Raw genomic sequence first — 16,009 nt, 5'->3', positions numbered from 1 at the left:
GCCAGCCCGCCCGCTTGCGTCTGACATCGTTCAATCAGCGCACCACGCCGGATCTGGAAGGGGAGGTGTCCTACGTCGCAGCCGCCAGCACACTTGACCCCGAGACGGGCTTCCCGGGCTTCGAGGCTTCGACGACAGTCAGCCTGCCCGTGGTTGAAGGGGCCGAGCCGCTCACGCTCGTGCCCGGTATGCCGGTCGAGGTGTTCATCCAGACGGGCGCGCGCACGCCTGTCGAGTATCTCCTCCAACCCGTCATCGACAGCATGCGTCGCGCCATGACCGAGGACTAGGTTTCGTCGAAATCAAGGCACAGTTGAACCAGATTCAGCCCTGATGATGAAGAAACGGGTGCGCAGCGTGTTGCGTGGAAAGCAACGAGACAAGTGTCGTGAAAGTGGGGCCTGATCGAGCGCCGCTGATGAACGAGGGTCAGCGCATTCCGGGAGGCTGCGAGGGCAATGAAAATACTGTTGGTTGAAGATGACTCGTATATTGCCACCGGCACCAAACGGGGCTTGGAGAGCGCGGGATATTCGGTCACATGGGAGTCCGACGGTGTTGCGGCGCTGGATCGCTTGTATGAAGAGTCCTACAAGCTCATCATTCTTGACCTTCTGCTCCCCAAACTCGGTGGCCTGAATTTCCTCAAGCTGATCCGAAATGAAGATATCGAGATCCCGGTCATGATCGTATCCGCACTAGACTCGGAAGACATGCGGATCGCAGCTTTGGATTGCGGCGCTGACGATTTTGTCGTCAAACCTGTGTCTAGTGGCGAGATATCGGCTCGCGCTCGTGCGATTTTGCGGCGCTCCGTCGGTTTGAATTTGGCAACGACGTTTTCCTATAAAGGACTTGTCCTTGATGTGGGCAAGCACAGTGTCCAGAGAGATGGAAAAACGATCAGTTTAACGAACCGTGAGTTCATGCTCCTCGTTCTTTTGCTTGAGAATAAAGAACAAGTGCTCAGTCGCGATTTTATTCTCGAAAGTATTTGGGACATGAACTTTACCAGCAATGGCAGCGTGGTTGATGTTTGCATACGGCGTCTGCGTGCGAAAGTTGATGAAAGCTTCAAGGAAAAGCTTCTGCATACAGTCCGCGGGCGTGGATATGTCCTTCGCTGATATCATGAAGTTTCGCCCGGGGTGGCGTAGGTCGCGTTTGTCACTCACTAGAACGATCATCCTCAGCAACGTCTCCATGACGATCCTGATGGCTCTCGTGGCCATACTTTTGATGAGTGAATTGACTTGGAGTCTTTTGGTCGGCCAAGAGAAGCAGGTGATGTATCAGCGTCTTGGCGTGATTACGGCGATGCTTCCTGTGGATGACCTGGGCTCGGGGGAGCTGCATCATGAAATCAGTGAGCAAGTCACGACACCACGTGAGCTTTTGATCCAGTTGAACTGTTCGTGCCTATCCTATGTTGTAGAAACCCCGGGCTTTACGGAGCAGTTTTCAGGCTCGGATTTGCAGGGCATTGATGCAGGGGAATTTGACTATGTAACTCCCCAGAGCGGTTCTGATTTTCTCGTGTACAGGCACGTTACGACACTTCACGACGACAGAGGCCCGGTTGATGTTGAGATCATCATGGGGGCCAATTTGACTCAGGATGAAGAAGCATTTGCCTATTTTTTTGGCAGAGCTGTTCTGGTTTTTGCCGTGGCTGTGATCTTGCTAGGTTTGCTCAAAGCGGTTCTCGTCAGCAAGCTTCTGATGCCCTTGCGTAAGCTCGCCGATGAGATGTCACGGATTTCTCCGGAGACCCTGGCGTTGAGGGTTGGGCATGACCGGTTGCCGACGGAGCTTCATATCTTAGCGCAGAGCCAGAACCGGCTGCTGGATCGTATCGAGGATTCTTATGACGCTCTGAAGTCCTATGGGAATAATGTCGCCCATGAGATCAGAGGACCTATTTCTCGTATCTCTCACGAGATCGACGGTGTTCTGGACGATGCGGATTTGAACGAACTGGGGCGTGATCGTGTTCTCGAGATTGCCACGCATCTTGAAGATTTGTCCCATCTGGTCGATCGCGTCCTGTACTTAGCGAAGGCCGAGAATGGGGTCTGTCCTGTTGACCTACTGCCCTGTCGCATAGATGGGCTCCTGCATGATCTCTATGACATCTACTTGCCGGCATTCGAAGAGAAGAGCGTTAGGTTTGAGGTTGGCACTGAGGATGGTCTGCTCTGGGTAACGGATACCCTTTTGCTGAGGCAAATTCTGATTAACCTCATTGAGAATGCGCTCAAATTTACACCGGCGGGTGGGACTGTATCGCTTGAGGCTCAGCGCCTGCAAGGCGGTCTTGTCCTGAGTGTGAGAGATACGGGTATCGGTATTTCCGAGGAGATGGTTGAAAAAGTCTTCGAACGATTTGTTCAGGAAGACGCAGCTCGGTCTTCACGGTCTGGAGCTGGACTGGGCCTCTCGATTGTGGCGACGCTTGCAAAACTCCTTAGGGCGGAGGTGTCAATCCGCAGCGATAAAGGGGCGGGTACGATGGTGCGTGTTCGCTTTGGCGCTGGGAGCTGAAGCGCCTGTGAAGAGGAGGGCAGAACTGGCTGTGGCAATCTAAGCAGCCGCTATGGCTGGCTCTACAGTCAACAACTTTACAATCAGCTCTCGGCACCAAAACGATGTGGTTTTTGCTTTTGGCCGCGGGCATCGCGGTCTGCAGCGGCCTGTTTAATTTTTCCGCCTTTGCAGTCGTGGGTTGGGGATTGGTTGGGATCGGCGCCGGGGCTTTCGTGGGGACTTACGCCGTTCCAAGGCTCTTGGAGCTGGTGGCCTTGTTGATCGCAGCGGTTATTCGGCTCGCCTTCGGGCTCCTCGAGATCGCGCTGTTTCTCGCTGTTGGCGCCGGACTGATCTGGTTGCTGCTGAAGATCATGACTGCCGTTTCTTGAGGTGACTGTAGAGCAAAAATCTCGGTCAGGCGGGAATGCGGTGGGTGCTCTGCCTTGTGGATCGTGGCAGACCCGCCTTGGTACGCAAATGTTCCGAGCTGGAGGATTCATCGCCGCTTCCTCACTTTGCCGCTCGGGGGGGCACATTGAGATCGCCGAGGTGCTCCTTGATGACCTCTGCAAGTGCTTCGCAAGTCTGCCGAACCACTTCTTGAGAACTTGGTGCGATGACGTGTTCAGCTATCGCCAGTCGATTCCAGGTGCCTTCATCTCAAGGACGTGCACCTCGTTCCTCTCCGGGTGGTACTCGTAGAGGAAGCTATAACCCTCAACGACAAAGAGGCGGACGCTTCCTTGAAAGGGACTTCCGCTTTCAGGGAAGGTGGAGAGTGTTCCGACAAGTCGCTGCTGGACACGTTCTAAGAAGCGTATGACCGTGGGGATGCTATCCAGCTCCACGTAGTCAATCATATCCCGGATCGCGGCATCGACGCTCGAGCCAAAAATTACGGTCGCTTTCTTCATGCTAGGGCAGGGGATTAGGACATACGGCTCTGTGCTCGCTCGCGGAGTGAAGCAAAGTAGCTTTCGTCGGCAACCGCACCGCGACCCTCCGCAATGGCTTTCCGGTTTGCCTCGAGGCGCTTGTTGAGGCTGATCTGCTGAATCATAGCTTCAATCACGTTCAGCCTACCAGCTTCCACGTCTTCCTTCAGTGGCACCGCAAGGAATGCACTTGCAAGGGAGTGGATGTCCTCCATTGAGAACATCGCCGCAATCTCGCGGTTGTTCTTTGTCACCGCTACCGGCTCGCGGTGTACGGCTTCAAGAAAGCGCCCGAAGGCGTTCTTGGCCTCCACGGCAGTCATGGTCTTCATGGTCATAGACTCGCTAGTTAGTAGCTAATGTGTCCATTATAGCTGGTTTGGCTGATTTTGCAAATTTTTGGCTGCTCTCGCGGATGTGTGATAGCGATTTGCTAGCAAGTAGCTATTTGCTTTAATCAACCCCGTCGATAAAGGTCTCAACAAAGGCTTTGATCTTCGCAATTACTCGCCCTTGATAAGGTCATCGCTATCGAGCCCATGCTCTTCGATGTCCTGATTGACCCCAGCCGCCCATCAAAGATGAACAGCACGGAGACGGTGTCGTCTCGGAGCGTGTAGTAGATGTTGTAGCGCTTCTGGAAAATCAGAGTAAGCCTGCGGTGAAGGCCGTCTGCTCTGATTGAGCAAATGGTCGTAAGGCATTGCCTTATGGCATGCGCTTCAATTGTTTCACCAATCGAGATCTTCGCCGCCGATGAGGGTGGCCGTCGTCGCCACCGCGATCCTCGACCGGATGCTGCACCACAGCCACGTGCTCACCATCCGCGGCGAGAGCTACCGACTACGCGAACAAGCTGAAGTCGCACGAGCGCTGGCGTGGACGGTACTCATTACAGATGCGTCCTGATTTTAGAAAGGCTGGGCAGTGGTGTCGACGCGCCGATCTCTCAGTCTATGCCCAGAAACGGATTATCGATCACCAACGACGCCTCGACGACCAGACCATGGTGCATGTCCTCGCTGATGAGTTGCGTAGCACCACTCTGGAGGGCCGCTGCGACGATCATCGCGTCATACACCGCGAGCTGATACCGAGCACCGAGAGCCCGACCAATGTCGTGAATTTCCGGCGTCAGGTCCACCACAGAGCAGATCTCGCGGATACCGTCCAGAAACTCTCCGGCTTCGTCCCAGGTCATTTTCGCCTTGCGCAGGCAGTTGACCAGAACCTCGTTGAGGACCTGCACGCTGATCGCTCCACCTTCGGCGATCAGCTTCTCGGCCACGTCCCGCTTTGGGCCATCATCGAGAAGGTAGAGGATGATGTTCGTGTCGAAGAATCTACCGCTCATGCGCCTCGTCGCGGCTCAGGCGGTCCGATGCGGGAAGACGGCCTCGGAACCGTGCGAGGTCAGTCAGGACCTCGTCGGCGCGGCGCCGCCGCGCGACGCTAAAGCCCTGTTTGTCGCGGTGGAGGTCGACCTGGTCCCCCTCCTTCAAGCCCAGTTCGCGGACCAGGTCCGCCGGAAGCCGAACGGCGAGTGAGTTGCCCCATTTCGCGACCAGCATAAATTGACTCCGCGCTTGGATATCCATTGTCTAATGTATATCCAATAATTGCTCAACTCGCAAGGTCTGCATGAGCATCGTCCCGTTGAGCTCACCCAGTCGGAATGTGTCCTGGTGCCCGTCAGCGGCTCGTGCGCCCAATGGTCTAGGACTTGCACGACGGGTTGCGAACCGAACACGCCCGAATGTCGAAGCACAACCCCGTCGCCAAGGCGATCCACTACACGTCCGATCGGCAGGGTGCTACAGATCGCCCCGTCCACCTATTATGATCGCTTGGCGAAGCGCGCCGATCCGGCCCGGTTGTCGGATCGTGCCCGGCGCGACGCAGTCCTGCGGCCTGAGGTCGAGCGCGTGTTCGAGGAGAACTGGAGGGTCTACGGCGTGCGCAAGGTCTGGCGTCAGCTGGATCGGGAAGGCTTCGATGTCGCCCGTTGCACAGTCGCCAGGCTGATGAAGGACATGGGTATTCAAGGCATCATCCGGGGCAAGCTGGCGCTGGGAGCTGAATCGCCTGTGAAGAGGGGGGGGCGGAACTGGCTGTGCCAATCTAAGCAGACGCTATGGCTGGCTCTACAGTCAACAACTTCACAATCAGCTCTCGGCACCCAGTCGTCATTGCAGGCGAAGGAAGACTGACACAAACTCAAGCCGAAGCTGTTGAGCACGCAGCCATACTACCTTCCGGGGGGTCACAAGTAGCCCGGTGTCGATCGGAGATTTAGCTTTTTAGAAGAGGGTCTTGATGCCAACACATGATTCCACAGACAAAGAGTTCCATAATTATTTGACGGGTCTCAATACTGGATACTCTGGCGGCACAGCGATGGGAGAGTTGGGGAAATCTCATAGATCCCAAGCCGCGCCTCCTCGAGGCGGTCCCGCACGCCCTGCTGCCTCCCCTAAGCCCAGTATTTTCACCCAAAACGATACGGTCTTTGATGGCATAGCCGACAGTATGAATGATTGGTTTTCGCGTATTACGCGAACAATGTGGTTTTGTCTTTTGGCCGCGGGCATCGCGGTCTGCAGCGCCCTGTTTGCTTTTTCCGCCTTTGCAGTCGTGGGTTGGGGATTGGCTGGGATCGGCGCAGGGGCTTTCGTGGGGACTTACGCAGTTTCGAGGCTCTTGGGGCTGGTGGCCTTGTTGATCGCGGCGGTTATTCGGCTCGCCTTCGGGCTCCTCAAGATCGCGCTGTTTCTCGCTGTTGGCGTCGGACTGATCTGGTTGCTGCTGAAGATCATGACTGCCGTTGCTTGAGGTGACTGTAGAGCAAAAATCTCGGACAGGCGGGAATGCGGTGGGTGCTCTGCCTTGTGGATCGTGGCAGACCCGCCTTGGTACGCAAATGTTCCGAGCTGGAGGATTCATCGCCGCTTCCTCACTTTGCCGCTCGGGGGGCACATTGAGATCGCCGAGATGCTCCTTGGTGACCTCTCCAAGTGCTTCGCAAGCCTGCCGAACCACTTCTTGAGAACATGGGCAGACTTCCGCGAGACGAGGGCGGAGGTCTCCATGCGCACCAAGATTTCCGCTCCAAGGCCGACACGGGAGAGATGGACTTTGACCTTGGAGCCTATCTGTCGCAAAGGAGGCATGCTCGAAGGGCCGCAAGCGGCTCGTTTTCTGGAGGATGACCCAAGATGAGCGACCCTATTTCTCTGTCATGGCTGCGGGCCCGGGGCATTGAAGTGCTGGAGCGGGCAGGGGGGAAGATCCCACTGCCGCGCAATACGGTCATTGAAGCGCCATCGAGTCTCAAATGGACAGAATATGTCCATATGGTGCGGTTGGGGGCATTTTCCTATCAGGTTTCAGGGTATTGTTTTGCTGCCAAAATCGGGCGGTATTGCTCGTTCGGTGAGGATGTTCACATCGGTCGGCAGAACCATCCCATGACCTGGATTTCGACAAGCCCTGCCTTCTATTTGGGCGACCGCCTATTCGGCCTGCATGATGGTTTTGCCGGCGCCGAAGAGTATCATTCCTACAAATTCTCGTTCACCGGCCCGCCCACGAAGGTGAAGGTGACGACGATCGGCAATGATGTGTGGATCGGGCATGGGGCGCAGATCATGGCGGGCGTCACGATCGGAGATGGCGCGATCGTTGCCGCAGGCGCGGTTGTTTCCAAGGATGTGCCCCCTTATTCGGTTGTTGCGGGCAACCCGGCAGTCATCAAGAAACTCCGGGTGCCGGCACATCTGATTTCACCGCTCTTGCGTTTGAAATGGTGGCGCTTTGCTCCGTGGCAACTTCAACATCTCGACCCCAGCGACCTTCAGGGGTTTGTCGCAGGCCTGCACAAGATGGGTGATGTTGAGCCCTTCACGCCCGATGTCGTCGATTTGAGGGAGAACTGAGGTGCCTGCACTTTCAGCGCGCATTGTCTTCTTGCACATCCCCAAAACAGCGGGACAAACGATCCATTCCGAGCTGACACGGGTCATGGGAGCCGCGGCGGTCTCTCCGGTCAGGGTTCACACGCAAGCGCCTCGGGGAGAAGCACAGCTTCCCGCTGGCTATCGGCTGTACTCTGGCCACATCGACTGGGAGGCCTTGGACACGGTGCCCGAGCCGCGGTTCGTGTTCACGGTTTTTCGGGACCCGCTCGAGAGAATAGCCTCGTTTTATTTCTACATTCGCCGGCAGGCTGAAGGTCTGTCGGCGGCCGAGCTTGCCAGTCCGACGCGGACGGGGATGCGTATGGCGCTTGAACAATCCCCCGACGACTACTTCATGAATGGCCCTGCTCATTGGCAGAAGTTCATCGTGGATCACTATCACTCGCCCTATTGCAGCTACCTGGCCACACGGCAGATCCGTGGATACTCGCGTGTGGTCGACTTGTCAGAGGAAGAGCTTCTGGCGCGTGCTCTTGAGGGCGCCGAAGCAATCGACGCGATTTACACAGTTGAAGATCTGGGGCGCCTTGAAAGAGACCTGAAGGAGCGGTTTGGTTTTGAGGTTCAGTTGACCGGTCGCTACGTCAACGCGGGCCCTGAGGGCTCGGGGGCTGCTCGTTGGCCGAAGCTCTTGGCCCAGTTGCAACGCGATGAGACGCGCGACCAGTTGGAGCGGTTTGCTCGTACGGATCGCAGACTCATGGAGAGGCTGGGGCTACTCGCGTGACCCCAAGGGGGCAATTCTGATGTTGTTGCCCCCTTCTGCGAGCTACAGGGCCGAGGTCCAGGCGATCTCTCGTACACGCTGAGAACGGGTATGCAAAATTAGTCCACGCGGGCGGCAGGGTGGCGTTGCTAGAGCCGGCGCAGAAATCGACCAATTGGGTCTGTCGGTAGCGGTCAAGGGGAGATGACGCTCTATAGGGTTTTTCAGAGCAGGATCTCTTCATGACGTTTGATCGCGTCTTCGATGTCATCGAAGACTTCGATCTGCCCCTTGTTGAGGACGATCCCTGTATCGCAGAAGGCACGGATATCCGTCATCGAATGGCTCACCATGATGGCACTGGACTGGGCCATGCGCTGTTTGAAGACCTCCTTGCTCTTGGCTCGGAAACGCGCATCCCCTGTCGCGGTTGCTTCATCGATGAGATAGGTGTCGAAGGGGATCCCCATGGAGACACCGAAGGCGAGGCGGGCCTTCATCCCTGAGGAATAGGTGCGGACAGGCATGTGGAAGTGTTTGCCAATCTCGGCAAAATCCTCAACGAAGGCGGTTAGTTCATCACTATCGACACCGTAGATGCGCGCGACGAAGCGGGTGTTCTGAGCGCCCGTCATATCTCCGTGGAAACTTCCGGCGTAGCCGACCGTGAAGGAGATGCTACCGTCGCTATAGATCTTGCCGCTATCGGGGCGCAGGGTTCCTGCAACGATACTGAGGAGGGTTGATTTCCCTGCGCCATTGCGGCCCAGCAATGCGAGAGAGCGATTGCTGGGCAGTGTCAGGTTGAGGTTCCGAATGACGGGAGTATACTCTCCCTTGATCCAGAACCCTTTGGAAATATTCTCAAATCTGATCATGGCGGGGTAGGACTCACCCTCTGTCCCGCAGGCTGTAGTAAACGAGCGCCATGATCGACCACACGAGTGTAGCGAAGGCCAAGGTCAGCGTAATGATCACAAATGTGCGGGGATAGTCGGCTCTCTCTGCAGTGCTGGGCTGGATGAAGGCCTCAAGATACAGTGTTTGCCGGGCTGCGTTGGAGCGAGCAGCATCAAGCGCGGCCATTGCTGCCTGATAGGTCGCTTCCGCGAAGGTCTGATCAACCCGAAGGCTTTCGTAACGTGCGAGAATTCCAGGGTAATCGATACCATCTTGTGTTGCGTTGACCCTGGCAAAGGAATTGCGTTCCGCGTTTATGCGATTGCGGATCACCTCGACGCGACGCTGCAGCTGTCGCAAACGTGGATCATTCTGCTCGGTCGTTTGAGCTATGAGCATGTCATGCTCGACCAAGGCTTCTGCCAATTGCTGCTGCAAGGTGTTGAGCACACCCATTCGGACCTCGAGATCGGCTTGTGGGTCGACGATCTGAGTACGTGCGCGAAAGCTCGCCAACGCTTCACTGGCACGGCGAAGGCGTTCAAGAGCCGCCTGGAGATCCATTTCAGCATTGCGGGTCGCATCGCTGCGAGCCGCTTCGTTCAGCCGATTGATCATCAATTCGCTTTCCGAAATGATCAACCTGGCGATGTCGCGCGCGCTGCCGGGATCGCGCGCCCGCACCTCCGCCAGCATCAGCCCTGACGATTTGTTGTAGGTGATGTGAACCATCCGGTTCCAGAACGAGTGCAGATCTTCAATCGTGGCGGAGGGCCAGATCGAGTAGACGGGGTCCCATGGCCATGTTTGCCCGTAGTGCGCTCGCAAATCGAAGTGATTGCTGATCCGTTCGACAATCTCTTGGCTTTGCACATATTCAAACAAGAGGTCAGCGTTTCCTTGCGCCGGGCTGGACAACAGGCTTCCCAGGCCGCCCATCAGCTCGCTGGCGGAACCACCTTCCTCTCGGCGTATTGTGACGCCGGCCTGCGAGGCAAATTGGGGTTGGGCAAAAACCACCAGGTACAGCGTTGTCAGCAGGACAGGCAGACCGATCACAACGAGCATGCTCAGGAACAAGCCGCGATGGCGGCGCTTCAGGCGGGCACGCCCTGCAACAGGTCGGTCGAAACTCACGGTCTTGACTGGAGCGGGACCAACTTTGGGAGGCGGAGCAGGCTGTTGCGGCTTCGCGGAGGGCACCGCCTGAGGTGTTTGTTGCGGGGCGGGAGGGGTCGTCATAAGAAGGGCTCGATTTGTGAGATGCCCAACGCCGTCGTCCCAAGGCCTCTGCTCCGAGGTCTTGTCAGCGTGCTGCGCGGCAATTACGCTCGACACTACCCGTGCCGCAGCCTGTTTGAAAGAGCCGTGATGTCAGATTTGCCGACCGCGCCCGTGGCGCGCTCGCACGATTTCGCGATCCGGTATCGTGCGATCCCCGCGCTCATGTTGCGTGAAATGTCGACCCGATATGGCCGGACGCCGGGCGGCTATCTCTGGGCGATCCTGGAGCCACTGGGCATGATCATCATTCTCAGCATCGTGTACTCCTATATGGCGGGGACGCCGCCCTTGGGGACGAGCTTCCTTCTTTTCAAAGCCACAGGCTTCATGATTTTGCAGGTGTTCACCGTGTTAGGTGGGCAGGTCGGCAATGCTTTGGCCTTTTCCAAGCCCTTGCTGCGCTATCCGCGCGTGACATGGGGGGATGCCATCCTTGCGCGCTTTGTCCTCAACAGTCTTGTCCTCTTCGGTGTGACAATCCTCATCTTGTGGGGGATCATTCTCTATGATGGCCTGAGCCCAGTCCTTCGCTGGGGTGCGGTGATTGAGGCGCTGGTGTTAGCCGCGCTGCTCGGTCTCGGCGTGGCGAGCTTGAACTGTTATCTGTTCATGCGCTTCCCGGTGTGGCAGCAGCTTTGGGCAATCATTACCCGTCCGCTGTTCCTGATCTCAGGAGTGATCCTCCTTTACGATGACATGCCTGACGAAGCCCAGAATGCGCTGTGGTATAATCCGCTTCTACATCTGACAGGGTTGATCCGGGTTGGCTTCTATCCACTCTATCGTCCGGACTACATCTCTTTGCTCTATGTAGGCTTTTGCATCACCATACCGATGGCCTTGGGGCTATTGTTGCTCCACCGATATCACCGCGATCTTCTCAACCGTTGAGCGCCGCTTGTGCGGGCGACCTCGCACCATGGGCGCGGGCGGCATCCCCGGCAGGGATGGGCCGTAGGCTGTCATATTGTCAGGGTTCGGCTTGCGTTGTGCCATCCCGAATGATCACCTGGCACCTCTTCGGTCAGCGTTATTCGTGGTATGCTGGGTTCTGGCCGTGGTACGGGCCGGTAGAGCGGCATGCGGGTCAAGATTCACAGCAACGCGACGACGCTGCCGAAGACAAGAGCTGTGATGCAGGCCAGCGATAAACCGCGTTTCTCCGGGCTCCAGAATGCCTTCACGGTAACCGATGGGGTGGGCGGGCCCTGGCGGCAACGAATGCGCCACGGCAGCGGGTGTTCACGCACTACTACGAAGGAGAGCGTCCAGAGGAGAGCTTAAATCGCCCTCTCTGTACCTCGCGGCATGGAAAGGGCGTCTCCGATCAGATGCGTCATAGCCTGTATCGCATTCGGGATGATCGATTTCGAGTAACTGAAGGCGATATCGTCCGAGAAGGGAAAAAAATTCATTACAGGGTTGGCTTCAAATATGAGCATCGTGTTATCTGCCTTCAGGGAGAAGTCGATGCCCAGATATTCACAGCGAAGCTTGCGTCGAATTTTCTGGATACTGCTGTGCAAGTTGGGGATGCAGGTCCACGTCTCGAGAAATTTCTTCTCGAATTCTATGAGTGACGGATTGCTCCGCATCACCTCGCCGCGGACTGCAGCGTGAATGTTCCAGGTTTCGCCGCTCAGGGCATGCCTGGGGATGATGTTGCCACCAATACAGAAAACGCGGAATTTTCGAAAATATCCATTCCTATCCCTGAAATCGACAAACTCCGTGACGTAACATGTGTCGCGCTTGGATATGGTGAGCTTGGCCACGTCATCGGCGCAACTCACAAGGTTCATAATATTACCCGTGTGCGTGCCGGCGGATCTAATTATAAAGGGGTAGTCCGCATCCATATCGTCAATGGCCCTCAAGAGCCGATCTGCAGTGGCGTTGGGCACCCGCCTCGTTGTGGGTGTATAGATGTCTTCGGCTTTCCCCAGTGCATTGGAGACAGCATCTCGTGTGGTCATCTTGATCTTTTGGGGAGCATTTAGGATTGGCGTGCTCGTCCCCTTGGCTATCTTCTCAATGACCGATAGAGTTCCTGGGTTTTGATCATAATCGGATATCGCATTGAAGAGGACGTCGAAGCTGTCTAGGTCCCATCGCCTGCCTTGCTTAAGGTAGTTCTTTGTTATGTGAAGGCGCGCATACTCGATATCTGACTTTTGATCGATCAACTTCCATGCATCGTTATTTCCTTCGACATTGACGGGATTATTTTGCGTGGGCTCGAGTTTCGTCGAAATATCGTTGCCGCATAGCAACCCAACTCTTATTTTTTTCATTTGGCCTTCTCCCTGCTGGCTTCTTACTTATGGCCAGAGTCAGCGGTTGGTATCTAGGCGCCACATCCCTGAGGTGGCATGGTTGCTTCTTGAAAAGCTCAGGGCCGAGTCTGTATCAGCCCTCCATCATCTGCAAGGGTGGCTGCTTCCTAAGGCTGAATTCAGGAGGTGTTATCCCTAAAGTCTGACGCAACGGTGCAGTCGAAGCCAGCGATCAGATGCGCTTTAGAATTGTGAGCTTCTCCATCACCGCAAGATCCTGGGCGACGAAGGCCTCCATCCGTCGAATGTTGCAGTCTTTTTCGAAGAGATCCACGAGAGACTTCCAGCGATACTTCTGGCCTTTGTGTGGTCCCTGATTGTTAATATTGCCGACAATGCTAACGGTGGAGCCAAGCTTTGACCGAAGATCGCTTTCCAGATCAATCAAGCGATCTACGGTATATATAGATGAAATCTGCGCTGCACCCTTTAGTGCTAAGGAGATTTTGTCTGCGGGTGACAGGCTTTTCAGCGTAGCAGCCCCCCTCACGCGTCTCGTGGCAAAATAGCTTGTATAGAAATTATCGTACGTCTCGGCAATATTTATCCGCATATTCAGATCGTTTCCGAAAAAATAATCATCTGCAGAAAGTTCAAGAATCAGCTTCTCACCTCGATACTTCAAGAGATTGCTGTCCATATCTCTTTTTTCCCTAGACTTCTGGAGGAGGTAAAAATACAGACTCCCTATCCTTTCTCGAGGATCGCGAAGAACAGTGAATGAGAAAGGATCTTCTAGCTGATCAATGTCATGCCAATTTATGTGCCCTCCGTAGAACGCATACCCCGGAGGTAGATGCGTTTCTCCCGGCTCCGCCATGGGAAGATCTCGAATGGGGCAAACGTTTTCGATACCAACTCGCGCAGCGATCTGATGGAAAATGGTCTGCCCTGCAGTCTTTGGTATGTGCAGGAAAACAATTGGTTTTCTGGGGCGACCGCGTCTAAAAATATTCACCCAGTTGAGAGCATGAATCCTCTTGCCGTCAATCTCAAGAAATTTCATGCGTGTTATCTTTTCTTGTTTCGGATAGAGGTATCGCATCCAATTTTATGGGGTAGCCTCGAAGAATGTCATAGCCCTCCTTTAGGTACCTGTTGCAGATATCGGGAGACGATATTAGAGACTCTGACCGATCCTTCTCATGGAAGACAAAAAGATGGCGAACATAAAGCAGGTCAGCCTCAAGCTTGATCGCTAGGCGGGCAAAGTCAGGGAATTGATGAATATTGTTCCTCATCAGTGTCCAAGAGAGGCCTAATTTTGGTGTTCTCGCGAGATGTGCACTTCGTCTTTGTTCGTTGTAGCTGGATAGATTGTCCATAAATTTTGACAGGCGAAGGCCGCCACGATTTCTTGAGAATACATCATCGGACATCCCGTCAATTGAGAAAGTCAATGTATCTATCAATGGGAGAAGCTCAGAGGTTAGGCGCTGCTTTATGAATGTGCCGTTTGTTACGCATGTTATTAGGACGTCGTGTTCGGAGAGGTGCTCGATAAGTCTATTCCAGAGAGGTAGGGCCACCATCATTGGCTCCCCTCGGCCGACAAGGTTTAGTAGTGTTAGCGAGGGGAATGTGCTCGCGGCCAGATGATCGAGCATATTTTGGTCGAATGCTTGCAGCCGGTTGTTTTTTCGATGCTCTTCAGCCGTACCGTGGCTGCTGCAATGTGGGCATGTTAGATTGCAACCTGCAGTCAGTTCGAGGCTTAGAGATTCCGGTTGGTGAGGAAGCAATCCGCGGCCCATAGCTTCGCTTTCCTCAACTTGCGCTCGTGTCCAGTTCTTAAGTGCCATCCTGCGCGCGCGCTGGCTCGCTGGTGATGCATCATTGGTAGGAAGGAAGCGAACGTTATCAACATGGGCTGTCCCCTTGCTGTAGGGCAGAATATCTATCCTGAGGAGGATGAAGCCGCTGGAGATCGCATTCTCCGGCAGGAGAACCCGGATTGACTCAGTCTCGTCCTTCTTTATGACCCTGAAGCACAGTACTTTAGATTCATCGAATTTATGACCGGGTTCTGTTGAGAAGTACAGTTTGCTATAGTTGTAGTTTTGGCCCGGATCGAAGACCGTCACATCAAATTCAACAATTCGAAAGCCCTCTTCGCACCTATAGGGGCCGAAGACTAGATTGCACCCGCCGATTTCTTCACCGTCCTTTGGGAAGGTGGTGCGCCTTAGGTTACCTAGTGCATGCCGGATGCGTTGTGCCTTGATGGCTATATCCGAGATCATTTAGCGTCCACCCTTTAAGAATCTGGTGAAATCCCATGCGCGTTCACTATAAGTGGATTTCGCCTCAACGTTCGGAGCCAATCCGCTATGCCATTCATCTCGCTGCCGAGCGTACCCTGCCTCTCGGAACCAGCAAGATTTACATTGACTCCACTCATTGATCGTGCCGAAAGATTGCCTCAGATCTTGGAAGCGATCGTTATTCCATATTTCTGGAAGATTGCCTTCATTTCCTAGCTTGCCAATACTTTCAGCATAGAAATTTGCACAGCTGACAACTTCGCCGTCGACCATTATCACCGCTGTTCTGTGGAAGTAAGGGCAGCGATCTAATGTTTCTTCCGGTGTTTCATTGTCCATCACACATCACTTTCATTTAATTTACTGAATTCATCTAGTAATTTAGCTTCGAAACTATAGGGCAGAAAGCCCATGGAATGATCGCTTATGGTCAGGTTTAGTCGAAGTCCGTCTTGCCTCAGCGGCTCTTCTCGTCGGGCATGATGCTCTCGATGACTTTGGGGTCACACTGTTCTTCGCGTAGGAACTCCCCAATACCGCCTTCCCACATCCGTCAGGGCAACCGCGTTTGGCTCAATCGGCTGGCAACTCCGTCAGTATGCTGCAAAGGAAGGCTTCGTTCTAGCCTGCCCTCTGACGCTTCATGGATGTGACCGATAGAGTGCCCTTTGATGTGTCGTGCCGAATGACGTTCAGCGGGCGGCGGCAGAAGATGGCGATGTTTGCCGGGCCGGCGTCTTTGCGATTGCGCGCCGCGTCCTCGCGGAATAACACGTCGAGCTGCCAGTGCAGCGCGTTCTGGATCGCCTAGTGGGCGCAAATGATGGCCAGCAGAACTTCGGGCAAAGGCAACAAGGACTACGCGAGTATCCTGGTCTCAGAACTTGTCCTGCCATCGATCTCGGGCGTCGTCGTGATCTGGCCGAATGCCGTGAGCCCGGGAAATTCATGATGCTCGGCCAGCATCCTGCCGAAGGCCGCGGTCGAGCCCCGAGCGCGGGACGCTCGGGTTCAGGAACTCACGCACCACCGCCAGCAGGTCATCGAGACATTGGCCTGCCCCTATCGGGTGGTCCGG

17 protein-coding genes and 3 pseudogenes are annotated in these 16,009 nt (G+C 55.1%); 10 read left to right on the top strand and 10 right to left on the bottom strand.

All coding sequences use genetic code 11. The features are described from left to right. The 4 genes and pseudogenes from BCY78_RS21735 to BCY78_RS21720 form a co-directional block, all read left to right on the top strand. A pseudogene (locus BCY78_RS21735) lies at positions 1-290 on the top strand (HlyD family type I secretion periplasmic adaptor subunit); the annotation flags it as partial. Positions 291-458: 168 nt separating this feature from the next. After that, entirely contained in the window at positions 459-1,127 is a 669-nt protein-coding gene (locus BCY78_RS21730; protein WP_068306012.1) for a response regulator transcription factor, read from the top strand. Positions 1,128-1,203: 76 nt separating this feature from the next. Further along, positions 1,204-2,544, top strand: a complete 1,341-nt coding sequence (locus tag BCY78_RS21725; protein ID WP_158515989.1) for a cell wall metabolism sensor histidine kinase WalK — start codon at positions 1,204-1,206, stop codon at positions 2,542-2,544. A 104-nt stretch (positions 2,545-2,648) separates the two neighbouring features. Then, positions 2,649-2,918: a hypothetical protein gene (locus tag BCY78_RS21720; RefSeq protein WP_068306009.1), complete on the top strand. Its 270-nt coding sequence runs from the start codon at positions 2,649-2,651 to the stop codon at positions 2,916-2,918. A 240-nt stretch (positions 2,919-3,158) separates the two neighbouring features. Here BCY78_RS21720 and BCY78_RS21715 read toward each other — a convergent pair whose 3' ends face one another. Beyond that, positions 3,159-3,443, bottom strand: coding sequence for a type II toxin-antitoxin system RelE/ParE family toxin (locus tag BCY78_RS21715; RefSeq protein WP_068306008.1), 285 nt, complete (start codon positions 3,441-3,443; stop codon positions 3,159-3,161). Between the two features lie 14 nt (positions 3,444-3,457). Continuing rightward, positions 3,458-3,802: a type II toxin-antitoxin system Phd/YefM family antitoxin gene (locus BCY78_RS21710; RefSeq protein ID WP_068306005.1), complete on the bottom strand. Its 345-nt coding sequence runs from the start codon at positions 3,800-3,802 to the stop codon at positions 3,458-3,460. Between the two features lie 430 nt (positions 3,803-4,232). Here BCY78_RS21710 and BCY78_RS25385 point away from each other — a divergent pair. After that, positions 4,233-4,373: pseudogene (locus BCY78_RS25385) on the top strand (ATP-binding protein); the annotation flags it as partial. A gap of 40 nt (positions 4,374-4,413) precedes the next feature. Here BCY78_RS25385 and BCY78_RS21705 read toward each other — a convergent pair. Both BCY78_RS21705 and BCY78_RS24950 read right to left on the bottom strand, forming a co-directional pair. Beyond that, positions 4,414-4,818: a PIN domain-containing protein gene (locus BCY78_RS21705; protein WP_068306002.1), complete on the bottom strand. Its 405-nt coding sequence runs from the start codon at positions 4,816-4,818 to the stop codon at positions 4,414-4,416. Next, positions 4,808-5,035 carry an AbrB/MazE/SpoVT family DNA-binding domain-containing protein gene (locus BCY78_RS24950; protein ID WP_083195231.1) on the bottom strand — a complete coding sequence of 76 codons (228 nt, stop codon included), beginning with the start codon at positions 5,033-5,035 and terminating at the stop codon, positions 4,808-4,810. Before BCY78_RS24950 ends, BCY78_RS21705 begins: the two co-directional genes overlap by 11 nt. A 228-nt stretch (positions 5,036-5,263) precedes the next feature. On the opposite strand from BCY78_RS24950, the pseudogene BCY78_RS24945 reads away from it, so the two are divergent. The 4 genes and pseudogenes from BCY78_RS24945 to BCY78_RS21675 all read left to right on the top strand — a co-directional run. Then, positions 5,264-5,527 (top strand): annotated as a pseudogene (locus BCY78_RS24945) (IS3 family transposase); the annotation flags it as partial. Positions 5,528-5,993: 466 nt separating this feature from the next. Beyond that, on the top strand, positions 5,994-6,296 hold the full coding sequence (locus BCY78_RS21690) for a hypothetical protein (protein ID WP_139103272.1): 303 nt from the start codon (positions 5,994-5,996) through the stop codon (positions 6,294-6,296). Between the two features lie 383 nt (positions 6,297-6,679). Continuing rightward, on the top strand, positions 6,680-7,399 hold the full coding sequence (locus tag BCY78_RS26275) for a CatB-related O-acetyltransferase (RefSeq protein ID WP_068305986.1): 720 nt from the start codon (positions 6,680-6,682) through the stop codon (positions 7,397-7,399). Position 7,400: 1 nt separating this feature from the next. Further along, on the top strand, positions 7,401-8,168 hold the full coding sequence (locus tag BCY78_RS21675) for a sulfotransferase family 2 domain-containing protein (protein WP_068305983.1): 768 nt from the start codon (positions 7,401-7,403) through the stop codon (positions 8,166-8,168). Positions 8,169-8,371: 203 nt separating this feature from the next. Here BCY78_RS21675 and BCY78_RS21670 read toward each other — a convergent pair whose 3' ends face one another. Continuing rightward, positions 8,372-9,025 (bottom strand): ABC transporter ATP-binding protein, encoded by a 654-nt coding sequence (locus BCY78_RS21670; protein ID WP_068305981.1) that lies wholly within the window; start codon positions 9,023-9,025, stop codon positions 8,372-8,374. 13 nt (positions 9,026-9,038) lie between these two features. Continuing rightward, entirely contained in the window at positions 9,039-10,115 is a 1,077-nt protein-coding gene (locus BCY78_RS21665) for a hypothetical protein (RefSeq protein ID WP_083195230.1), read from the bottom strand. Between the two features lie 195 nt (positions 10,116-10,310). Here BCY78_RS21665 and BCY78_RS21660 point away from each other — a divergent pair, with 195 nt between their 5' ends. Then, a complete protein-coding gene (locus BCY78_RS21660; protein WP_233499463.1) occupies positions 10,311-11,222 on the top strand; it encodes an ABC transporter permease in 912 nt (303 codons plus the stop codon). A 389-nt stretch (positions 11,223-11,611) separates the two neighbouring features. On the opposite strand, the gene BCY78_RS21655 is transcribed toward BCY78_RS21660, so the two are convergent. The 4 genes from BCY78_RS21655 to BCY78_RS24930 form a co-directional block, all read right to left on the bottom strand. Then, positions 11,612-12,625 (bottom strand): RimK family alpha-L-glutamate ligase, encoded by a 1,014-nt coding sequence (locus BCY78_RS21655; RefSeq protein WP_139103270.1) that lies wholly within the window; start codon positions 12,623-12,625, stop codon positions 11,612-11,614. 214 nt (positions 12,626-12,839) lie between these two features. Continuing rightward, positions 12,840-13,673, bottom strand: coding sequence for a sulfotransferase family 2 domain-containing protein (locus BCY78_RS24940; protein ID WP_158515988.1), 834 nt, complete (start codon positions 13,671-13,673; stop codon positions 12,840-12,842). Beyond that, entirely contained in the window at positions 13,660-14,910 is a 1,251-nt protein-coding gene (locus BCY78_RS24935) for a radical SAM protein (RefSeq protein WP_083195228.1), read from the bottom strand. Before BCY78_RS24935 ends, BCY78_RS24940 begins: the two co-directional genes overlap by 14 nt. Continuing rightward, positions 14,911-15,270: an SPASM domain-containing protein gene (locus BCY78_RS24930; protein ID WP_083195227.1), complete on the bottom strand. Its 360-nt coding sequence runs from the start codon at positions 15,268-15,270 to the stop codon at positions 14,911-14,913. Positions 15,271-16,009: the final 739 nt, after the last annotated feature.

Origin of the sequence: Pararhodobacter sp. CCB-MM2 (assembly GCF_001691415.1) — a bacterium.
GTDB lineage: Bacteria > Pseudomonadota > Alphaproteobacteria > Rhodobacterales > Rhodobacteraceae > Pararhodobacter.
The sequence above is the reverse complement of the archived record's forward strand: the minus strand, read 5'-3'. Positions and strand labels throughout refer to the sequence as shown.